At 62.9% G+C, this 20,438-nt stretch carries 21 protein-coding genes; 9 read left to right on the top strand and 12 right to left on the bottom strand.

The window, feature by feature from the left end; translation table 11 throughout:
* Nucleotides 1–13: 13 nt before the first annotated feature.
* The 4 genes from ACEN42_RS25915 to ACEN42_RS25930 are packed head-to-tail and all read right to left on the bottom strand — an operon-like array spanning nucleotide 14 to nucleotide 2,456.
* The gene (locus ACEN42_RS25915) at nucleotides 14–757 is read right to left on the bottom strand and encodes an SDR family oxidoreductase (RefSeq protein ID WP_238218077.1); all 744 of its coding nucleotides are present in this window, start codon (nucleotides 755–757) and stop codon (nucleotides 14–16) included.
* A complete protein-coding gene (locus ACEN42_RS25920; RefSeq protein ID WP_035500204.1) occupies nucleotides 750–1,811 on the bottom strand; it encodes an aromatic ring-hydroxylating dioxygenase subunit alpha in 1,062 nt (353 codons plus the stop codon). Before ACEN42_RS25920 ends, ACEN42_RS25915 begins: the two co-directional genes overlap by 8 nt.
* 17 nt (nucleotides 1,812–1,828) lie before the next feature.
* Nucleotides 1,829–2,137: a recombinase-like helix-turn-helix domain-containing protein gene (locus ACEN42_RS25925; RefSeq protein ID WP_238295522.1), complete on the bottom strand. Its 309-nt coding sequence runs from the start codon at nucleotides 2,135–2,137 to the stop codon at nucleotides 1,829–1,831.
* A 1-nt stretch (nucleotide 2,138) separates the two neighbouring features.
* A complete protein-coding gene (locus tag ACEN42_RS25930; protein WP_035500201.1) occupies nucleotides 2,139–2,456 on the bottom strand; it encodes a non-heme iron oxygenase ferredoxin subunit in 318 nt (105 codons plus the stop codon).
* Between the two features lie 470 nt (nucleotides 2,457–2,926).
* Between ACEN42_RS25930 and ACEN42_RS25935 the strand changes: the two genes are divergently transcribed.
* Nucleotides 2,927–4,000: a porin gene (locus ACEN42_RS25935; protein WP_035500200.1), complete on the top strand. Its 1,074-nt coding sequence runs from the start codon at nucleotides 2,927–2,929 to the stop codon at nucleotides 3,998–4,000.
* 646 nt (nucleotides 4,001–4,646) lie between these two features.
* Here the strand turns inward: ACEN42_RS25935 and ACEN42_RS25940 are convergent.
* On the bottom strand, nucleotides 4,647–5,528 hold the full coding sequence (locus ACEN42_RS25940; RefSeq protein ID WP_371884790.1) for an IclR family transcriptional regulator: 882 nt from the start codon (nucleotides 5,526–5,528) through the stop codon (nucleotides 4,647–4,649).
* A 135-nt stretch (nucleotides 5,529–5,663) separates the two neighbouring features.
* Between ACEN42_RS25940 and ACEN42_RS25945 the strand changes: the two genes are divergently transcribed.
* The 3 genes from ACEN42_RS25945 to ACEN42_RS25955 all read left to right on the top strand — a co-directional run bounded on the left by ACEN42_RS25945 (nucleotide 5,664) and on the right by ACEN42_RS25955 (nucleotide 8,545).
* On the top strand, nucleotides 5,664–6,530 hold the full coding sequence (locus tag ACEN42_RS25945; RefSeq protein ID WP_371884791.1) for a sulfite exporter TauE/SafE family protein: 867 nt from the start codon (nucleotides 5,664–5,666) through the stop codon (nucleotides 6,528–6,530).
* A gap of 20 nt (nucleotides 6,531–6,550) precedes the next feature.
* Nucleotides 6,551–6,814, top strand: a complete 264-nt coding sequence (locus ACEN42_RS25950) for a DUF1634 domain-containing protein (protein ID WP_371884792.1) — start codon at nucleotides 6,551–6,553, stop codon at nucleotides 6,812–6,814.
* Between the two features lie 105 nt (nucleotides 6,815–6,919).
* On the top strand, nucleotides 6,920–8,545 hold the full coding sequence (locus ACEN42_RS25955) for an FAD-dependent monooxygenase (protein ID WP_371884793.1): 1,626 nt from the start codon (nucleotides 6,920–6,922) through the stop codon (nucleotides 8,543–8,545).
* Here the strand turns inward: ACEN42_RS25955 and ACEN42_RS25960 are convergent.
* On the bottom strand, nucleotides 8,542–9,366 hold the full coding sequence (locus ACEN42_RS25960; protein ID WP_371884794.1) for a class I SAM-dependent methyltransferase: 825 nt from the start codon (nucleotides 9,364–9,366) through the stop codon (nucleotides 8,542–8,544). The genes ACEN42_RS25955 and ACEN42_RS25960 overlap by 4 nt on opposite strands.
* 164 nt (nucleotides 9,367–9,530) lie before the next feature.
* Between ACEN42_RS25960 and ACEN42_RS25965 the strand changes: the two genes are divergently transcribed.
* From ACEN42_RS25965 to ACEN42_RS25980, 4 genes are all read left to right on the top strand, one after another.
* The gene (locus ACEN42_RS25965; protein ID WP_187607014.1) at nucleotides 9,531–10,277 is read left to right on the top strand and encodes a glucose 1-dehydrogenase; all 747 of its coding nucleotides are present in this window, start codon (nucleotides 9,531–9,533) and stop codon (nucleotides 10,275–10,277) included.
* 111 nt (nucleotides 10,278–10,388) lie between these two features.
* A complete protein-coding gene (locus tag ACEN42_RS25970) occupies nucleotides 10,389–11,084 on the top strand; it encodes a nitroreductase (RefSeq protein WP_371884795.1) in 696 nt (231 codons plus the stop codon).
* Nucleotides 11,085–11,174: 90 nt separating this feature from the next.
* Nucleotides 11,175–11,807, top strand: a complete 633-nt coding sequence (locus tag ACEN42_RS25975; RefSeq protein WP_371884796.1) for a LysE family translocator — start codon at nucleotides 11,175–11,177, stop codon at nucleotides 11,805–11,807.
* A 26-nt stretch (nucleotides 11,808–11,833) separates the two neighbouring features.
* Nucleotides 11,834–12,214 (top strand): hypothetical protein, encoded by a 381-nt coding sequence (locus ACEN42_RS25980; RefSeq protein ID WP_371884797.1) that lies wholly within the window; start codon nucleotides 11,834–11,836, stop codon nucleotides 12,212–12,214.
* A 1-nt stretch (nucleotide 12,215) separates the two neighbouring features.
* On the opposite strand, the gene ACEN42_RS25985 is transcribed toward ACEN42_RS25980, so the two are convergent.
* The 6 genes from ACEN42_RS25985 to coxB all read right to left on the bottom strand — a co-directional run bounded on the left by ACEN42_RS25985 (nucleotide 12,216) and on the right by coxB (nucleotide 18,598).
* A complete protein-coding gene (locus ACEN42_RS25985; RefSeq protein WP_371884798.1) occupies nucleotides 12,216–13,091 on the bottom strand; it encodes a glucose 1-dehydrogenase in 876 nt (291 codons plus the stop codon).
* Between the two features lie 112 nt (nucleotides 13,092–13,203).
* On the bottom strand, nucleotides 13,204–14,454 hold the full coding sequence (locus ACEN42_RS25990) for a c-type cytochrome (protein ID WP_371884799.1): 1,251 nt from the start codon (nucleotides 14,452–14,454) through the stop codon (nucleotides 13,204–13,206).
* 56 nt (nucleotides 14,455–14,510) lie between these two features.
* On the bottom strand, nucleotides 14,511–14,948 hold the full coding sequence (locus ACEN42_RS25995) for a hypothetical protein (protein WP_371884800.1): 438 nt from the start codon (nucleotides 14,946–14,948) through the stop codon (nucleotides 14,511–14,513).
* A 1-nt stretch (nucleotide 14,949) separates the two neighbouring features.
* Entirely contained in the window at nucleotides 14,950–15,564 is a 615-nt protein-coding gene (locus ACEN42_RS26000) for a heme-copper oxidase subunit III (protein ID WP_371884801.1), read from the bottom strand.
* The gene (gene ctaD, locus ACEN42_RS26005; RefSeq protein WP_371884802.1) at nucleotides 15,561–17,546 is read right to left on the bottom strand and encodes a cytochrome c oxidase subunit I; all 1,986 of its coding nucleotides are present in this window, start codon (nucleotides 17,544–17,546) and stop codon (nucleotides 15,561–15,563) included. The genes ACEN42_RS26000 and ctaD overlap by 4 nt, the downstream gene beginning before the upstream one ends.
* Nucleotides 17,543–18,598, bottom strand: a complete 1,056-nt coding sequence (gene coxB / locus ACEN42_RS26010; protein ID WP_371884803.1) for a cytochrome c oxidase subunit II — start codon at nucleotides 18,596–18,598, stop codon at nucleotides 17,543–17,545. The genes ctaD and coxB overlap by 4 nt, the downstream gene beginning before the upstream one ends.
* Before the next feature lie 497 nt (nucleotides 18,599–19,095).
* On the opposite strand from coxB, the gene ACEN42_RS26015 reads away from it, so the two are divergent.
* Complete coding sequence (locus ACEN42_RS26015; protein ID WP_371884804.1) at nucleotides 19,096–20,304, top strand: hypothetical protein; 1,209 nt, start codon at nucleotides 19,096–19,098, stop codon at nucleotides 20,302–20,304.
* Nucleotides 20,305–20,438 lie beyond the last annotated feature (134 nt).

Below are 20,438 nucleotides of genomic sequence, written 5' to 3' on the forward strand. Positions count from 1 at the left end.
TAAGTAGAACGAATCAATTCATCACGAAGCCGCCGTTCACCGGCAGCAACTGGCCCGTCACGAAGCGCGCCGCATCCGAGAGCAGGAACAGCACGGGGCCGTTCACGTCGTCGGGCGTTTGCGCGCGCGTCAGTGCGCGGCCTTTGAGGTAGTACTCGTGGCGCTCGGCGGGCACGTAGGCGGTGGCTTCCACTTCCGTGAGACCGGGCGCGATTGCGTTGACGGTCACGTTGCTCGTGCCGAACTCGCGGGCGAGCGAACGCGTCATCGCGATCACGGCGCCCTTGCTCGCGACGTAGGCGAGCAGCTTCGGCGCGCCCCACAAGGCCGTATCCGATGCGATATTCACGATCGCGCCGCGCCCCGATTCCTTCAGATGCGGCAGGCACGCGACGCTCATGAGCCACGAGCCGCGCACGTTGACGTTCATCACGGCGTCCCACGTTTGCGGCGTGAGCTCATCGGCGGACTTGCCGCCCGAGTTCGTGATCGCGGCGTTGTTGATGAGGGCGTCGAGTCCGCCCAGCGCTTTCACGCTGTCTTCGACGAATGCGGCGATGCTCTGCGGCTCATTCAGATCGAGCGGGAAGAAGTGCGCATTCGGCAGTTCACGTGCGAGCGCCTCGCCTTCCGCATGCAGCACATCGCCGAACGCGACGCGCGCGCCGCTCTCGACGAGCGCCTTGACGAACGCCGCGCCGAGTCCGCGAGCGCCGCCTGTCACCAGCACGCGGCGGCCATCGAGCGCGTCACGCATGAGCGTGCTCCGGGTTCTTCGGCAGTGCGTCGAGCGCGGCGAGATGCTGCTGCGCGCGCTGCTTCAGCATGCGGCGCACACGCGTCATGCCGACATCGTGTTGATAGAGGAATTCGTGATTGCGCGCGTTCGGCGCGAGGCTTTCGAGCACGTAGCGGTCTTGTTCCAGCACGGCCCAATGCAGCCCTTCGAGACGATTGCGATACAGGAAACGCCATGCATCGCGCTGCCATCCCGACACCTTGCGCGTGCGCCAGAAGTAGACCTGGCAGTTGTCGTCATCGACGGGCGTGGCGAAGCCGATAATCCCGAAGTTGCCGCCCGGACCGAACTTCTTCTTGTACGGAATCGCGAGACGCATCCACAGGCAGCCGGTTTCGCCGAGCTCGACCCAGTCGAAGTTCACGTCGCGCTGATTCACCTTCTCGAACATGAGGCCGGTTTCGGTCTTGCGCACGCGCATGTCGGCCTGCTTGTCGCCTTCGGCCATCGAGTGCGATGTCGCGTGCAGATATGCACCGTGCATCGGGTCCATCACGTTGTCGATCGCGTACTGGTAATTGCACTTCCAGTGCGACATGCACAGGAAGCTCGCGTATTCGTCGCCGACGAGTTCTTCCGGCAGCACGAGCGGCGCGGGTTCCTTGTTGGCGTCATCGCCGAACCAGAGGAAGATCGCGCCCGCATGCTCTTCGACGGGATACGACTTCACGCACTTCTGGCCTTCGAGCGGGCACGCCGACACGGCGGGCACCTTCTGCACGGTGCCGCTGCCATCGATTTCGATGCCGTGATACCAGCATGCGACGCTGCCGCCGAGATTCCAGCCGAGCGACAGACGCGCGCCGCGATGCGGGCAGCGGTCTTCGAGCGCGTGCACTTTGCCTTCGTTGTCGCGCCAGAGCACGATCTGATCGCCGAGGCGCGTCAGGCCGATGGGCGCATTCGCCACTTGCCAGCTCGGCGCGACGGGATACCAGTAGTTACGCAAGCCGCGATCGAGATAAGCCTGAACGGGATCGGCGGCGACGGTTGTTTGCTGAGGGGACGTCATGGGGAAAAGCTCCTTCTTTAGTCAGCGAGCGTGCGCAACTCGGCGGCGAGGCGTTCGGCGGTCCACGTAGTGCCTTCCGGCGTACGGAAGCCGTCCTTGTTCAATCCCGCGACCACTTGCTCCAGTTCCAGCGCGCCCGCTTCGAAGACGCGTTCGAGCGCATCGCCGAAGTCGTTCTCGTATTGCGTCGGCTCGGCCTTGCGCGTCTGCCAGATGAAGTTCTCGGTCTGACCCGGCTTCTCGATCACGCCCTTGCCGGCGACGTTGTTGGGCTGCGGCGCGAGCCACGGCTTGAGATTCGGGTTGAAGTTCACGACTTTTTCCATGTCACGCCACCTTGATCTGAATTTCCTCGCCCGCGAGGCGTACCGAATACGTCTTCAGGTCGCGGCCGCCGGGCTCTTTCAGGCATTTGCCCGTGGGGATGTGAAACACCGCTTCGTGCAGCGGGCATTCGACGGTGTCGCCATCGACGAAACCCTGCGTCAACAGTGCATATGCGTGCGGGCAGACGTTCTCGAGCGCATACAGCTCGTCGCCCACTTTGTAGATACCGATCTCCGCGCCGTCATCGAGCTTGAATTCGATCGGTGCGTCTTCCGACAGATCGCCGGCATGTCCGGCGCAGCGCCATTGTTCAGACATCTTTCACCTTTTCCTCTGGTTCGTCTGTGTTCCACTAAAGGAACATCAGTTCGTGTATGGGCATTATAGGAGTGGTCTCAGCCTCAGAAAATAAAAAAATGAATCTCTAGGTGAAAACACTGAATCCAGCCCGTTTAAAAGATCGCCCGTGCATTTGCTCGCAAGTAAGAACGCCCGTTCGACATTGATTCGTAAGCTCTTTTTCCCACGATGGACACGCATCCGACGTGCCTCAGGGTCTACCCGATGTCCTCTCAAATTTATTGTTTTGGCGCTGGAAACCTCACTATACTTTCCATAGGCAGTACGGTGATCCATAGGTGGAACATAAATCGAGATCGACGGGACGCCTTCCGGGCGGCGCGAATCGCGGCCAATCGGAGCCGGGATAAAGCGCAATAACGGCTACAAGCGGGAACGGGAAAGCGGGCACGGCCCGTCCTTGAACCACACGGTTAGGAGAACGAAGGGTGAAGCACATCATTGCAGCGGGACTCATCGGAGCCGGGGTCGCGACGGGCGCGGCCGCGCAAAGCACAGTCACGCTTTACGGCAGCCTCGATGCCGGCATCGCATATATCAACAACGTCGGCGGCCATCCGAAATGGATGGAGGAGCAGGGCAACATGCAGCCGGACCGCTGGGGCTTTCGCATCGTCGAGGATCTGGGCGGCGGCCTGAAGACAGTCGCGCAACTGGAGAACGGTTTCTATACGAACACCGGCAACTTCGCGAAGGCCGGCACGCTCTGGAATCGCCAGGCGTATCTCGGGCTGAGTCAGGAAAACGTCGGCACGCTGACGCTCGGTCATCAGACGCCGTTCAGCTTCGACATGCTCGGGCCGCTCTCTACCGCGTATCTCGCGGCGAGCTGGTATGCGTTCCATCCGGGCAACATCGACCAGCTCGCAGATACTGGCGTCGTGCCCTACGACAACTCGGTGAAATTCCGCTCGGCGAACTTCTATGGCTTTTCGGCCGGCGCAATGATGGGCCTCGGCAACACGACGAACTTCTCGACGGGCCGCAACTACGGCTTCGGCATCACGTATGCGAACGGTCCGTTCAGCGCGGCGGCCACGTATTCGAACGAGCACAACCGCACGCCTGCGATCGCGACGACCGGTCTTACGACCTTCCAGGGTCAGCCTGCCGCGACGTACATGGCGGACAAGCAGGAAGTGATGGGCGCGGGCGCGTCATATGAAATCGGCAAGTTCGTCGTGCATGGTCTTTATACGCGCGTGAAGCTGCAATCGAATGGTCAGTCCGATACGTTTCAGTCGTACGATGCGGGTCTTACATTCAAGCCGGTGGCCTGGAACTGGATTGCTGGCGGCGCGGCTACCACGACATTCGCGGGCGGGCGGTGGACGCAGTTCGAGATCGGCGATATCTATATGTTGTCGAAATCGACGCAGCTTTATGTGAATGCGCTTTATGAGCACGCGACTGGTGGTGCTAAGGCGGCGTTCTTTACTGCGGGTGTTTCGAGTACCGCGAATCAGGTTATTGTGCTGGCGGGGATTCATCACTCGTTTTGATGGGGTTTTTTTCGTGGAATCCCGTTAGCGTGGAATCCTGTTTTCGTGTCGGTCTATTAGCACTGCCCCTCCCCGGGGCGGGGGTCACTTTCTTTGCTGCTGCAAAGAAAGTAACCAAAGAAAGCAGCTCGCTCAGGCCCGCGGTCACACGCAGTTTGGCCATGCTTGCCAGCCGCCAATGGCACTCGCCTAAGTGTCGCCCTCGAAGGACCAATTGGGCTTGGCTCGCGCACGGTCTGCCGCACCAAATGTTTTGGCGCGCTGGTTCAGCACGAAATGGCTTCGGCACAGCGCTACGCGCTGCCGTTGGGTATGCAAGGGAAACCATCGAAGAGGAAGCACGCGCACAACCCATTGACCGGTCGGCCGCGTAGCGGGCCGGAGCTATTTGGTGCTGAACCAGTGAGGCAAAACATTTGGTGCGGCAGATCGTGCGCGGTCCAAGCCCCGCGAGACCTTCGAGGGCACTCGCTACTGCCGGGCCATTCAGCCAATCGTCTGTGCCGCGGCCGGCGTGAAGTGCTTAGGCTGGGGAGAGCTGTTTCTTTGGTTACTTTCTTTGCAGCAGCAAAGAAAGTGACTGCCGCCCCGCACAGGGGCAGTGCTAATAAACCAACACGAAACCGGGATCCGGCGAAAAAAAACCTCAAGCCAGCGCAGCAGTGCGATCACCCGGCGAAGGCCGATAATTCAACCGCATCGAAAGCTCGACCGCAGCACCACAGATCGTCTCAACGAGCCGAGACTTCTCATCATCCGCCCCGATATCCGACCGCGGCACGGTCGCCGCCACCGCCGCAACGATCCCCCCGGAATGATCCCGCACCGGCGCGGTGACAACCGATATCCCGCGCTCAAACGACGCTTCGCTCAATCCATAACCGAGCGCCACGCACTCCTGCACGCGTTCGAAGAGTTCGTCGACGGTCGCGGGCGTGCGCTCCGTATACTTTTCCAGTTGATCCTCGGGATAGAGCGCCTTGAGCGCCGCGAGCGAAAGATCGCCCATCAGCACATGTCCATGCACCGTCGCATGAGCGGGCAGTCGCGTGCCGACATGCACCTTCACCGAACTGAACAGCGGCTCATGACTTTGCGCCTTCGCGATGAACACGACATCGCGCTGATCGCGGATCAGCAGATGCGTCGACAGACCGGTTGCATCGCGCAGACGCTCGAGCACCGGCGTGCCGAGATCGGTCAGTTCGAGCGAGTTCACGTATTCGAAGCCCAGCCGCAACACAGCGACGCCCAGCCTGAAATTGCGGTCGCCGTTCACGCGTTCGAGAAAGCCGAGCGATTCGAGCGTTTGCAGCAGACGAAACGTCGTCGTGCGCGGAATGCCGATGCGCCGCGACAACTCCGGCGCGCCCAGCACCGGCTCGCGCGCGGAGAACTCCGCCAGGATCCGCAAGCCGCGTTCGAGGCCCGGCACGAGATAGCTGGAGCCGCCGCCGGACGATGCGTCATCGTCCGTGGTGTCGAGGGTTTGCGCCTGAGTGTCTTCCTGTTTGCTTCGTCGGGCCATGGTTGGCTTTAGTTGTCGTCGTGCAATGGCCAAATCATAGCGCGAGACGATCGGACCTCATTCGTCCGTGGCTTTTTCTACTTGTTATGACATGTTATATTAATACCTTGACGATACTTCTCCGAGGCAGATTCAATGAGCTTCGAAGCAACCCTCTGGCTCTTCTGCGCGGGCGTCGGTGCCAGCGCGGTGGGCGGCATGCTGGGCATGGCGAGCGGCCTGTTCATCGTGCCCATTCTCACGATGTTTTTCCATATCGACATGCACGCGGCCATCGGCACGAGCATCGTGTCCGTGATCGCGTGTTCATGCGGCGGCGCGGCGGCCTTTCTGCGCGGCGGCCTCACTAACGTGCGACTCGCCCTCGTGCTCGAAACCGGCACCACGCTCGGCGCGCTGACGGGCGTGCTCCTCGCAGGCATCGTCCCCGTGGCTGCGCTGAATTTTCTTTTCGCGGGCGTGCTGGTCGTGTCGGCGTGGCAGATGTTCATTCGCCGCGAAGATACGGCGGGCATGTCGCGGCCGATTCCATCGCGAGGACTCGCGGCCGCGCTCGATCTCCATTCGAGCTATCCGGACGTCACGCTGCGCCGCGATGTCGCGTATGAAGTGCGGCGCGTGCCCGCCGGTCTCTCGTTGATGGTTGCGGCCGGACTCGTTTCCGCGCTGCTCGGCATCGGCAGCGGCATCCTGAAGATTCCGGCGATGGACAACGCCCTGCGCCTGCCGATCAAGGTATCGACCGCGACATCGAACTTCATGATCGGCGTGACGGCCGCCGCGAGCGCGAGCGCCTATTTTCTGCGCGGCGAGATCGTGAGCGCCATCGCGGGACCGGTCGCGCTCGGCTCGGTGATCGGCGCGATCGTGGGCGCGCGCGTGCTGATGAAAGTGCGCAGCGAACGCCTGCGCGTGTTGTTCCTGTCGATGCTGCTGCTCGTCGCGTGTCAGATGCTCATGCAGGGTCTCGGCATCGATCTGCTGGAGTACACCCGTCGATGAAATGCGCCACGTCAGCTTCGATGGATCTTCTGCTCGCCCGCTTTCTCCAGTGCGGCACATGGGCCGCGTGCGCGCTGATCGGCACGGGACTGTTCTTCGACACAAAGGCGTTGACCGCGGGCGTCGCGCTCTTCATTCTGCTGCCGGTGCTGCGCGTCGTCGTGATGCTCGCCGTGTTCGCGCAGCAACGAAACTTCCTCTATGTGACGATCGCCGCGACGGTGCTTGCCGTGATCGCGGCGGGCTGCGTGATCGGCCTGCGTCTCGGGCCGCTCGCAGGCTGACGCGCCTGCCACAAGCACACACGTAACGGTTATTCTCTCTGACGACCGCCCGCGAAGACGTCGCGCACGAAGGCATTCGCCGGTTTCCTCAGGAGATATCGCACCATGTTCGATACGACCGATGTGCTGATCGCCGGCGCGGGCCCCGTCGGCCTGATGCTTGCCGCCGAACTGCGCCGCGATGGCGTGAAAGCGCGTGTGATCGATGCGTACGACGAGCGCGTCTTCTTCGTGAAGGCGCTCGGCGTCACGGCGCGCACGCTGGAGATTTTCGAGGATCTGGGCATCGCCCGCGACGCGATCGATGCCGGTGTATGGCTCAAGGGCGCGGACACGTTTCAGGACGGCGCGCCCGCGTTCAGCGCCGAGGTTCCGCGCGCCGGACTTCCGTACGGCGCGCTCTCGCTCGCGCAGTTCGAGACCGAGCGCATTCTGGAAGCGGCGCTCGCACGCAACGGCGGCCACGTCGAATACGGCGCGACGCTCGTCGATTTCAGCGATGCAGGCGACGCAATCGACGTGCGCATACAAGACGCATGCGGCAAGAACCGCACGATTCGGTGCCGCTGGCTCGTCGGCTGCGACGGCGCGCGCAGCACGGTGCGCCGGCAATCGAACATCGCCTACGAAGGCGATCAGTATCCGCAAACCTTCATGCTCGCCGATCTCGACGTCGAGTGGAATTTGCCGCGCGGCCGCATGTATCGCTTCAATGTATCGGGTGAGGGCGGCGCGGGATCGATCGCGCTCGCCGCGCTGCCGGTACGCGGCTCCGCACGCCGCTATCGGCTCTCGATGGTCCTGCTCCCCGGCGATGCCGCCCGCCACACGCTGAACTCCACGCCCGATTTCGCGGAGATCGAACGCATCATGCTGCCGATTCTGCCGAAGGGCACGCGGCTCTCGTCGATGCGCTGGTCGTCGGTGTATCGCGTGAGTCATCGGATCGCGCAGAACTATGCGCGCGGGCGCGTGTTTCTCGCGGGCGATGCCGCGCATATTCATCCGCCCGTCGGCGGGCAGGGCATGAATACCGGCTTGCAGGATGCGCACAATCTCGCGTGGAAGCTCACGCTCGCCGCGCGCGGCGTCGCGAATCAGGCGCTGCTCGATAGCTACGAAGCGGAGCGGCGGCCGGTCGGGCTCGATGTCGTCGAATCGACGAGCCGCGCGTTGAACACGGTTCTCGCGCACGGCGAGATCAAGCCCGCGATGCGCGAGACGCAATTGCTCGTGGGTTATCGCGGCGGCAGTCCTATCGTCACGGACGAATGCACGGACATGGCCGCGGAACTGCCTGCGCCAGGCGATCGCGCGCCGCAGGCCAGTGGACTAGTCGAGGCTTTCATCGGCCATGCGCAGCGTTTGCACGATCATCTCGGGCGCGGACGTCACACGCTCGTCGCTTATATCGATGACGTTGACAGCGCGCGCGTCGCCGCCTTCGATGCGACCGTCGATGCATGGCGCACCGCGCTCGGCGCGGCAGCGAGCGCCGTGTTGATCGTGTCGCCGAAGGTGGCGAATGCGGCGTCGTTCGAGCCTGCCCGTGAAGCGTATCGAACGCTCTGCGACAACGCAGGCGAATTCGTCGATGCGTTCGGTGCGAAGCAAGGCATGGTATGGGCCATACGGCCGGACGGGCATATCGGCTTCCGAAGCGCGTCATGCTCATCGGGCACGCTGATCGCATGGCTCGATCGTGTGCTGGGCCGCGATATCACGCGTTAGCGCCGCACGACGATCACATGCGCCTGAATCCTGCCATCGACGGCGCCTGAACCGAAGCGCGCCGCGATGGCTTTCGCACATGCCGACGTCGCTTCATCCAGACTCGCGCCGCCGCGCGCTTCGATCTCGTTGCGCAAGGGCGTGCCCTGGCAATAGGCGATAGCGGCCACATCCGCCGATGACGCGCGGCTGCGTTGCGCGAGCGTATCGAAGCGCGGCTTCTTATCGAAGCCCGCCGCTGCGAGATCGCGCGCGATCACGTCCCGATCGAAATAGCCGTGCGGCGTGCGTTTCATGAAAAGCGGCGGATCGGCGGGAAAGACGCGGGCGAGCGCATCGGTTACGGTGTCCGCAAACTCGTTTTCTTCGATGCGGTCCCACACGTTGAACAGGAGCGCGCCACCGGGCCGCAGCACGCGACGCGCTTGCGCGAATGCCGCTGTCTTGTCGGGAAAGAACATCGCGCCGAACTGGCAGACGACGATATCGAAGCTCGCATCATCGAAAGGCAATTGCAAAGCATTGGCCTGCTGCCACGTCACCGTTCTGCCGGTATCCAACGTCGCGGCGCGATCGAGCATCGCCTGATTCAGATCCGTCGCGACGATATCGACAAGTGCGGGCAACGCGTGCGCCATCGCGCGCGTGACGGCGCCGGTGCCCGCCGCAGTCTCCAGTACGCGCGATGGTTCGAGCGCCGCCGCGCGTTGCGCGATATCGGCTGCGTAGGACGCGAAGAGCATCGGCACGAGATAGCGGTCGTAAAGCTCGGGAATCTGGCCGGCGAAATTGGCGTCGTGCCGTGGCGTGTTCGTGTCCATGCCGCCTCCCGCGTTCGATTATTCGTCTGATCCCGCAAGTCTTTTCACTCTACGCTGCTTTATCGCGCTCGAAGAGATGTCTACATTGAACGCTGTCAAGACGGTTGTGCAACGGGCACGACCGGCCAGTCCCGGCATTAAATAATCTCTTCAAGGATTCGATCATGAGCAAACTCGCAGGCAAGGTGGCGGTCGTCACGGGCGCGTCGAAAGGTATTGGAGCGGCCATTGCAAAGGCGCTCGCCGCGGAAGGCGCGTCGGTCGTCGTCAACTATGCGAGCAGCAAGGCGGGCGCGGATGCGGTCGTCGCGGACATCACCGCATCGAAGGGCAAGGCGATCGCCGTCGGCGGCGATGTCTCGAAGGCCGCGGATGCGCAAGGCATCGTGAATGCAGCGGTCGAAACGTATGGACGGCTCGATATTCTCGTGAACAACTCGGGCGTGTATGAATTCGCGGCGCTCGAAGAGATCACCGAAGAGCACTTTCATAAGCAGTTCAATATCAACGTGCTAGGCACGCTGCTGACCACGCAGGCCGCCGCGAAGCATCTCGGCGAAGGCGCGAGCATCGTCAACATCAGTTCGGTCGTGACCCGCATTACGCCGGCGACGAGCGCGGTGTATAGCGGCACGAAGGGCGCCATCGATGCGATCACTGGCGCGCTGGCACGCGAACTCGGCCCGAGAAAGATCCGCGTGAACTCGATCAACCCGGGCGTCGTGGTGACCGAAGGCACGCACAGCGCGGGCATCATCGGTTCCGAATTCGATGCGGCCGCGCTCGCGCAAACGCCGCTCGGACGTCTTGGCCAGCCGGACGATATCGCATCGATCGCGGTGTTCCTCGCTTCCGACGATGCGCGCTGGATGACCGGCGAAAGCCTCATCGCGAGCGGCGGCATGCGCTGATGCGAATCGCGCCGCGTTGAGCATCGTGCAAGATGGTCTTGCAGATACTTCGCGGCGGCGCGGCTTTTCGCCGTGTCATCATGGGGCAACCTGTCATTGCGCACTTGCCCCATGATCGATCGTCACGCTCGTCCCGATGCTTTAGTCGTCGATGCAACCATCCGTTCGCGCCGCGCGATCCGGCGTTTCACGCATGATCCGGTTTCGCGCCGCGTAGTCGAAGAAATACTCGACGTCGCGCGATCCGCGCCGAGCAATTCGAACACGCAGCCGTGGCGCGTCTATGTGCTGACGGGCGACCGCAAGGCCGCGATGAGCGAAGCATTGCGGCGCGCCCATGCCGACGATGGACATCCGCCATTGCGGCATATGCCCGATGCGTTGCCGCACGATATGCGGTCGCGGCAGGAAGCGTTCGGCATGCGCTATTACGGTGCGCTCGGCGTACCGAAGTCCGATCTTCAGGAGCGTGCGCGCGTGACGGCGAGAAACTTCGATTTCTTCGGCGCGCCCATCGGTTTGATCTTCGCGATCGATTCCACGCTCACGAAATATAGCTGGCTCGATTACGGCATCTTTATTCAAACGGTGATGCTGGCCGCGCGCGCGGTCGGCCTCGCGACTTGCGCGCAGGTGTCGTTCGCGCGCTTTCAGGACGTCATCGCGGAGCAGCTCGACTTGCCTTCCGGTCTTGAAGTCGTCTGCGGCATGAGCCTCGGATTCTCCGATGAAGCATCGCCCATCAACTCCATCGATATGACGCGCGAGCCCGTGCGGAATTTCTCGACCTTTCTCGGCTTCGATTGACTGTATCGACGGGCGTCTTCGAATTTGTATCTGGCTGCGCGGCCAAACGCGCGAGAAACTGCATCGACCTCTTTAACCGGAGCACGTCCGATGCCTCACACGCCGCAACTCTTCGCATTCGCCCTCGTAGCGCTCGGCATGGCGCTTACGCCGGGACCGAACATGGTCTATCTGATTTCCCGCTCGATCTGCCAGGGCCGCACGGCGGGGCTCATCTCGCTCGGCGGCGTGGCGCTCGGCTTCGTGTTCTACATGTTGTGCGCCGCCTTCGGCATCACCGCGCTGCTGATCGCGATCCCGTTCGCCTACGACGCGTTGCGCTTCGGCGGCGCGCTCTATCTGCTCTATCTCGCGTGGCAGGCGGTCAAGCCGGGCGGGCGTTCGCCGTTTCAGGTGCGCGATTTGCCCGTCGACAGCCCGCGCAAGCTCTTCACGATGGGTTTCGTCACGAACCTGCTCAATCCGAAGATCGCCGTGCTTTATCTTTCGCTGCTGCCGCAATTCATCGATCCGGCGCACGGCGGCGTGCTCGGCCAGTCGCTCGCTCTCGGCGTCGTGCAGATCATGCTGAGTATCAGCGTCAATTCGATCGTCGCGATGACCGCCGGATCGATCGCGGTTTTTCTGACGCGCAGGCCGACATGGCTTCTGATTCAACGCTGGCTGATGGGCACCGTGCTCGCCGGTCTCGCGGTGAGAATGGCGACCGAAGCGCGCCGCTGATCCATCCGCGAAAATCTCGGGCTGAAATGTATTCGATTTCAGCGATAGCTATCCCGTCGCTTTTTCTGGTTTTCCCTAATCGTCGGCTGATTGCGTCACTGGACAATCTGACACACAGCCTCACGGCGGCGCGCACCGCCGGAAAAGAGCGAAGACAGCTATCAAATGAGAGAGAGGGTGCCATGCTCCAATCCAGCCTCGCGTATCGCGGTTTCGTCATTACGCCGATGGCCGCGTTCGACGGCGGTCTTTACGCGGCGATGACGATCGTCTGCGATGGCGACGGCATTCAGCGCGCGAGCGGCGTCCTGGGCCATTTTGCCTGCGCCGAAGACGCTCGCGCGTTCGCGCTGATTGCCGGAAAGAAAGACATCGACCAGCGACTGCACACGCCGCTCGCCGCCTGACCTAGATGATCGGCTTGCCGCCCGTCACGGCGATGGTCGCACCGGACATATAACTCGCCTCGTCCGATGCGAGCATCACGTAAGCGGCGGCGAGTTCCACGGGCTGGCCGGGGCGCTTCATCGGCGTCTGCTTGCCGAAGTTCTCGACGCTCGACGGCGGCATCGTCGATGGAATGAGCGGCGTCCAGATCGGCCCGGGCGCGACGCAATTCGCGCGTATGCCGCGCTCGGCCAGCAGTTGCGCGAGGCCGCCCGTGAAGTTCTGAATCGCGCCCTTCGTGCTCGCATACGCGATCAGGCCGGGATTCGGCGCGTCGGCGTTGACAGAGGTCGTGTTGATGATCGCGCCGCCGGACTTCATGTGCGCGAGCGCCGCCTTCGTGATGCGGAACATCGCGCCGATATTGGTCGAATAGGTCTTGTCCCATTCGTCGTCGCTGATGTCTTCGAGCTTGTCGTAGGTCGCCTGATAGGCGGCGTTGTTCACGAGCACGTCGATGCGCCCGAACGTCTCCGCGGTCTTCTCGACGAGCTGCCTGCAATGCGTGCGGTCGGTGATATCGCCGGGCAATAGCAGCGCGCGCCTTCCCGCCTTCTCGACCCAGCGCGCGGTTTCCTTCGCGTCGTCATGCTCGTCCAGATACGCGATGGCGACGTCCGCGCCTTCACGCGCATAGGCGATCGCCACCGCGCGGCCGATGCCGCTGTCCGCGCCCGTGATGAGCGCGATCTTGTCCGCGAGTCTGTTGTTGCCCCTGTACGTCGATTCGCCGTGATCCGGCTGCGGGTCCATCGGGGCGGTGAGTCCGGGACGCCTGTCCTGCTGCTGAGGCGGCAGGGGCGGGCGTGGATATTCGGATTGGGCGGTATCGGTCATGACGTTCTCCCTTCCAGTGCCGGGTCAAAAGGACGGCCACTCATGCGGCCATGTCAGCGATTCAGCATGGGTCGTTCCCGGATTCATTTCGTTAGGACATAAAACTAAAGATTTACTGACGTGTTCCAGCGGCAACGGCATCGCGCATGCTTCGTACGTCGCGCGTCGTGACGGGCGCGGCATCATTGCCCCATGCCGAGCGAACAAACGTCAAAACGCGCGCGATTTCCGTATCGGTGAGCTTGTCGGCGAATGCGGGCATCTTCTTGGGCTCGGGTCCGGTTTCCGTCGATGGCGCGCGTCCGCCCTGAAGCACCATCCGCACCAGCGAATCCGGCTTCTCCGAGAGCGCGGCCGGATTGCCCGCGAGCCGCGGATACTTGAACGGCTCGCCTCCGCCATTGCTCTTGTGGCAACGCGCGCACGCGCTCTGATAGAGACCCGCGCCGGGGCGTTCGTCGTCGCCGGTGCGCAGCGCCGCCACGCTCTGCGTGGCCATGCGTGAGTGCGCATCAAAAGTGCCGCCGCTTCCGCTCGCGGGCAGGGTCTTCAGATACGACGCGATCGCACGGAGATCCCGATCGTCGAGATACTGCGTGCTGTCCTCGACAACCTGCACCATGCTGCCGAATGTGACGAGGCCCGCACCATGACCGGTCTTCAGAAATGCGGCGATCTCGTCAGCGGACAGGCTACCCAGGCCCGCGCCCGATATGCCGGTCAGGTTCGGCGCGTGCCAGTGGTCATTGGTGCCGCCCGTGAGATAGGCGCGCGACGATTCGGTATAACCGAGTTCATCGTAAGCCGGCCCGCGCGGCGTATGGCAGGCGCCGCAATGCCCGAGCGATTGCACGAGATACGCGCCGCGATTCCATTGCACATCTCGTTTTGGGTCCGGCGCGAATGGCTTTGTCGGAGCGAAGGCGAAGTTCCACATCGCGAGCGCCCAGCGCTGGTCGAACGGAAACGGCAGGCGCGTCTCGGGCGCCGCCTGCGCGACGGGTTCCACGCCGTGCATGAAATACGCATAGAGCGCGCGCATGTCGTTGTCGTCGATCTTCGAGAAGGACGGATAGGGCATCGCCGGATAAAGATGCTTGCCGCCGGGCGCGACGCCTTCACGCAACGCGCGCGCGAAATCCTCATAGCTGTAGCGGCCGATGCCGTGTTGCGCGTCCGGCGTGATGTTGCTCGACCAGATCGTGCCGAAGGGCGAGCCCATCGGCAGGCCGCCCGCGAACGGATGCGGTTGCGCCTGTCCCGGCACGGGCGCGGCGGTGTGGCAACCGGCGCAATCGGCGGCCTTCGCGAGATATGCGCCGCGCGCGATGAGATCGGGCGTCTGCGCGTGAGCGTGTTGCATCGAAAAGGCGATCGTGAAGATGCAGAGGAGAGCGCGGCGTCGGAGCGTCATGGCGATCACCGCCCGCCGCATGGCGATACGAGCAGCCACGCGAGATCCGTCGCGATCAGCGCGAATACGAAGAGCGCGCTTGCAAGCGCACCCGCGCGTGCGATGAACGCGTCACGCGCGGCATGTCTGTCGATCGATCCTTGCTCTTTCAGCATCAATGCAAGTTCGCCCGTGCGCCGCCAGTTACGCCATGCAATGACGCCGCCCGCGACGCCGAGCAGCAACGCGCTTAACCCCAGCATCACGATCCCGCGTTCGAGCCAGGGCATCGCGGGCGCATTCACCGGACGTTCGTGCGGGAAGCATCCCCACGCGGCGAGCATCTGCGCCAGCGTCGTTTGCGCTATCCACGCAGCGGGTGCGAGCAGCAGGCCAAGCACGAGCGCGACGCCGCCGGGGCGCGCCGGATGCCTGTGCTCATCGATGGACGAGGCGTCGTTCATTTCATCTCGCCAGCACATAGGGCGACAGATACAGCGTCGCAAAGATGAAGAGCCACACGACGTCGACGAAATGCCAGTACAGCCCGCCGATGGTCAGCGCCGCCGAGCGCGCCCGGTCGAAGTAGCCGAGCCCGGTCCATAGCAACAGGAACGCGAGCACGACGAGGCCCACGAGCACGTGCATCATGTGAAAGCCGGTGATCGTGAAGTAGAGCGAGCCGTAGAGATGCGTCGTCAGACCATAGGGATGATCGGCCCACTCCCTGAGTTGTATCGCGACGAAGGCCGTGCCGAGCGCGATTGCGATCGCGAGCATCGCCACGCCCATGCCGCGCCTGCCGCGCCGTACGAAGCGCTCGCTCGCCCACACGAACACGCTGCTCGACAGAAGGATGCCTGTGTTCGCGATGCCGAGTCCGAGCTTCGGCATGCCTTCGGGCGGCCAGCGCTCAGTCGTCTGCGACGCGAGATACAGATACGAAAAGATCAGATAGCCGAAGAGCGCGGCTTCGGTGGCGACGAGCGTGAGACATCCCCACCAGCCGCCCGAGCGTTCGCCTGGACTGCCGACAGGCAAGCGCGCACGCTCGGGCAGCGATTCCGCGAGATCGCTCATGACGTCGCTCCGGATTCACGCGGATGGGCCGTGTCGTCGCGCTGGCCGAGTTCGCGGCGCGGCCACAGCCATACGACGATGGCCGCGCCGCACGCGGCGAGCCCGAATGCCGCGAGCCACCACGCGGTCAACGCGAGCCCGGTAAAGAACACCAGCGAAGCGACGCCGAGCCAGAAGGGCGCATACGAGTCTTCCGGCATCTTGAGGATCACGTCGGGATCGCCGTCGAGCGCGGTCGTGCCTAGCGCTTCGCGTCCCTGGTCGAGCACATAACCCTCGGTGAGCCGCGAGCGCATCGTGCCCGATATGCGCTCTTCCCACAGCGGATGACGGCTCGCGATGCGCGGCACGATCGCGAAGTTATAGGGCGGCGGCGGCGATGATGTCGACCATTCGAGCGTCGGCGCATCCCAGGGGTTATCGCCCGCGACGGGGCCGCGTCTCAGGCTATACGCGAAGTCCCACAGAAACACGAGCACGCCGAACGCGAACAGAAACGCGCCGATCGACGTGATCATGTTCACCGTGTTCCAGCCCATGTCGGGCGCATAGGTGTAGATGCGCCGCGGCATGCCGAGCAGGCCCGCGATATGCATCGGAAAGAACGCGATGTTGAAGCCCGCGAACAGGACCCAGAAGCCGATGCGCCCGATCTTCTCGCTCATCATGCGTCCCGTGAACTTCGGGAACCAGAAGTAGATGCCGCCGATGACCGGAAACACGTTGATGCCGAGCAGCACGTAATGCAGGTGCGCGACGATGAAGTAGGTGTCCGTGAGCTGCCAGTCGAACGGCACGGCGGCGGTGAGCACGCCCGACAATCCGCCGATGACGAAGAGGAACACGAAGCCCGCGAAGTACAGGAACGGCACGCGGAACACCGGCCTGCCGGTCCAGATCGTCGCGATCCACGCGAAGGTCGCGACCGCGCTCGGTATCGCGATCACCATGCTCGCCGCGCCGAAGAACGACAGCGCGAGCGCCGGGATGCCCGTCGCGAACATGTGATGGATCCACACGACGAAGCCGACGACCATCGTCGCGACCGTCGACAGTGCGACCGGCAGATAGCCGACGAGCGGCCTGCGGCAGAACACGGGCAGCGCATCGGAGACGATGCCCATCGCGGGCAGCACGACGGCATACACCCACGGATGCGCGAAGATCCAGAAGAGATGTTGCCAGAGCAGCGCGCGGCCGCCGTTGAGCACATCGAAGAAGTGCGTGCCGATGCGCCTGTCGAGCCATAACATGAAGAACGCGAGACTCACCGAAGGCACCGCGAGCAGGTTGCCGCCCGAAGCGGTGAGCGTGCCCCATACCAGCACCGGCACGCGATCGAGCGACATGCCCGGCGCGCGCATCCGCAGGAACGTGACGACGAAGTTCATCGAGCCGACTGTCGTCGAGATGCCGAGCAACACCATGCCGAGCGCATAGATATCGATGTTCGGGCCCGTGCTGTAGGTGAGTCCCGCGAGCGGCGCGTAGTTGAACCAGCCCGCATTGGGCGCTTCGCCGAATGGAAAACTCGCGTAGAGGAACAGTCCGGCGAACAGAAAGATCCAGTACGACAGCGCGTTCAGGCGTGGAAACGCCATGTCGCGCGCGCCGAGTATCAGCGGCCACAGATAGTTCGAGAACCCCGACAGCACGGGCAGCGCGTAGAGGAAGATCATCGTCACGCCGTGCATCGTGAAGAGCTGGTTGTATTGCTCGGGCGTGAGCAGCGTTGCGTCGGGGCGCGCGAGTTGCACGCGCATCACGAGCGCTTCGATGCCACCGGCGATCAGAAACGCGAAAGCGGTGACGAGATAACGCAAGCCGATGCGCTTGTGATCGACCGTCGAGAGCCAGCCGCGCCAGCCGGGCGGCGTCTCCCAGAGCTCGCGCAGCTTGCGCTCCTGCTCGCTGCCGGGCTCGATGCGGCCGATCGTGAGCGTGCGTTGCAGCGGCGCGGGCGTGGCGGCGTGTTCGGTCATTGCAGTGTCCGAAGATAGGCGGAGAGCGCGGCGGCATCCGATGCCGATAGCGCGATCGACGGCATCAACGCATCCGGCTTGATGCGCTGCGCATGTCGTATCCAGTCGAGCTGATTCGATGCGGTATTCGGCAACGCGCCGGCCGCGATAAGACGGCGCGAGTTCAGATGAGTGAGATCGGGTGCCTGCGTGCCGTTTGCATCGCTGCCGCGCACGGCGTGACAGCCTGCGCATCGATCGAGAAAGAGCTTTGCGCCGGCGTTCACGCTTGCATCCGCAACATGCGGCAGCGCTTGCGCCGCGTACCACGCATCGAATTGCGGGCGCGGCTCCGCGATCACTTCGAATGCCATGTGCGCATGCTGCGCGCCGCAGAACTGCGAGCATTGCCCGCGATACACGCCCGCGCGATCCGCCTCGATCCATTGCTCGTTGACGACGCCCGGTATCGTCTGCGTCTTGCCCGCGAGGCGCGGCACCCAGAATGCATGGACGACATCGGCGCTGCGTAACTCGATCTTCACCGGCTCGCCGACGGGGATATGAATCTCGTTGGCCGTGGTCACGCCTGCTTCGCCGCGATTCGTGCGCGCGTAGTCGATCTTCCACCACCAGTCGTAGGCCGTGACCGCGATGGTCAGTTCCGGCGCCTTGCGCGGCGATGCGACTGATTCGAGCGTGACGAGTACATACGCGAGCGTGACGAACAGCGCCACCGACGAAATGCTCGTGCCGATCCATACCCAATGCATTCCGCCGCCTTCAGCCTGCAGGTGTGCCGCATCGCGTTCCGTAGGCGGTGGCCGCCTGCGCATGATTGCCGCGACGAGCAAGCCTGTCACGATCAGCGCCACGACGACAGCCAATGCCGCGAGCGCCCAGCCGAGGCGCATCGTGGGCGTGGCGGCGGGGCCATCGGCGTGAAGGAAATAGTTCAGCGGTGCGTCAGCGCGTACGTTCGTTTGATAGACGAGCGCGACGAGCGGGGCGATCACTGCGCGGGTGCTTCGCCTGGCACAATGAATCGCGTTGTGCATAGCAAGCATCCGCATGCGTCTCCGGAAAAAATTGGGCTCAAGGTTATGCGCCGGGCATTTTCGCGGAAGCAATCCGCGGTCCCAACGAAAGCCTTACTGATGTTTCATCAGCCTAATCAGCGTAACCGAATCGATTGGTATTTTTGTCGAGGGGTCTTCAGCGCTTGAATATGCCGAGGCGGACGATATGATGTACTAACGTATTCGTGACATGCATGTCGATTGCATGTTCGCTTCATCTACAAAAATTCCGATCCTTCTTCGCGCGCTTCTGTTCAACCGAAGCGCGAAGATCCCCTGTGGCATTCGGTGAGCGCCTTGTCCGGGCCATCGCGTTACTTGCGCATCGGCCATCGGGGTGCTCCTTTATTTCTCGTATCGAAGCGCGGCTGCGTTCGCCATTCCGGACGCGGCCTGCACCCATTCGCGATGATGTCGCCGCGTAGGTTGGGTGTTTCACTGCCGGCAATGAAACGATCGCTCGATATCGTTTTCGACGTTCCGAAGTTGCCATGACCAAGAACAGTTATATCTCCTCCATTGCACGCATATTCAGGTTGCGTCGAACTGCTTCGCCGGTACGACTATCGACGTTGCTGAGTTTCACGGTCGTCTTCATGCTGGCGGCATGCGGAGGCGGTAGCAGCGATGGCGGTGGCGGCGCCACCACAACGGGTGGTGCGCAGTCGAGTCCTTCGGCTGCATCGAGTCCAGCGGAGAGCGGCGCGTCGGCGCCTTTGGCCGCGTCGAGCCCGGCGCCGGCGAGCGGCGCAGCCAGCACCGCGCTGTCCGTGATCGCGCCCTCGGGCAGTGTGTTCTATGGCATGAATGGCCATGTCAACGCGGCGGGTCCGTACACGACGTCAACGCCCGAACAGCAACTCGCGCAACTGAAGGATCTCGGTGTCACGCTGTATCGCAGCGATGTCTCCACCGTGGCCGGCGCGCAAAAACTGGCGAACGTCGCGCAGATGATGGCTCAATCCGGCGTGACGGTTTATCCGGTGCTCCTGCAGCAGCTCAACTTCCCCGACGAGAACTCTGCCTATCAGGCGAGCTATACGCTTGCACAACAGATCGTCAATGTGCAGCACTATGCTTATTACGAAGTGACCAATGAACTGGCGCCGGAATGTCTAGTCGGCTGGGTCGACGGCGTGAACAGCACTGACTACAAGAACGATTGCTTCCAGATTGCGCGCGGCGTCATACGCGGCTTGATCGCGGGCATCAAGTCGGTCGATCCCGCCGGGAAGATCGTGATCGGCGGCAATACGTGGATGCATCTGGGCCTGGACGTGATGCTGTCGAACGGCACGCAGCCCGACGGCACGAGCGGGCATCCGGTCGTCACGTGGGACATCACCGCGTGGCACTGGTACTCGGAGCAGGGCGACATTACCCACGCATGCGGAACGCTTTGCTACAACGTGATCGGCACGTTGCAATCGCTCGGCAAGCCGATCTGGATCAATGAAGTGGGCATGCGGCCGAACTTTCCCGGCACGGCCGACCAGGCGGCGACGTTCATGGCGAACAACATGATGGGCGCGCTGCTTGCCATCGCGCCGCAATACAACATTCAGTCGCTTCAGGTCTATGAGCTCTACGACGATCCGCCGACAGGACAAGGCCCGTACGGCATCATGCTGAACGATGGCGTGACGAAGAAGCCGACATACACCGCGGTCAAGAACTTCATCGCGACGAATCCGCGCTAAAGCTATCGATCGATGACCGGGCTCGACGCTTGCTGGCGCATTTAAGGATTTAGTGGAGAAAGCGCTAATGCGATACGTGTAAAGAGCAATTGGCTGTCCGCTCTTTTTGGCATATAAATGAGTTACTTCTCACT

The sequence above is a fragment of the Caballeronia sp. S22 genome (assembly GCF_964261745.1).
Classification (GTDB): domain Bacteria; phylum Pseudomonadota; class Gammaproteobacteria; order Burkholderiales; family Burkholderiaceae; genus Caballeronia; species Caballeronia jiangsuensis.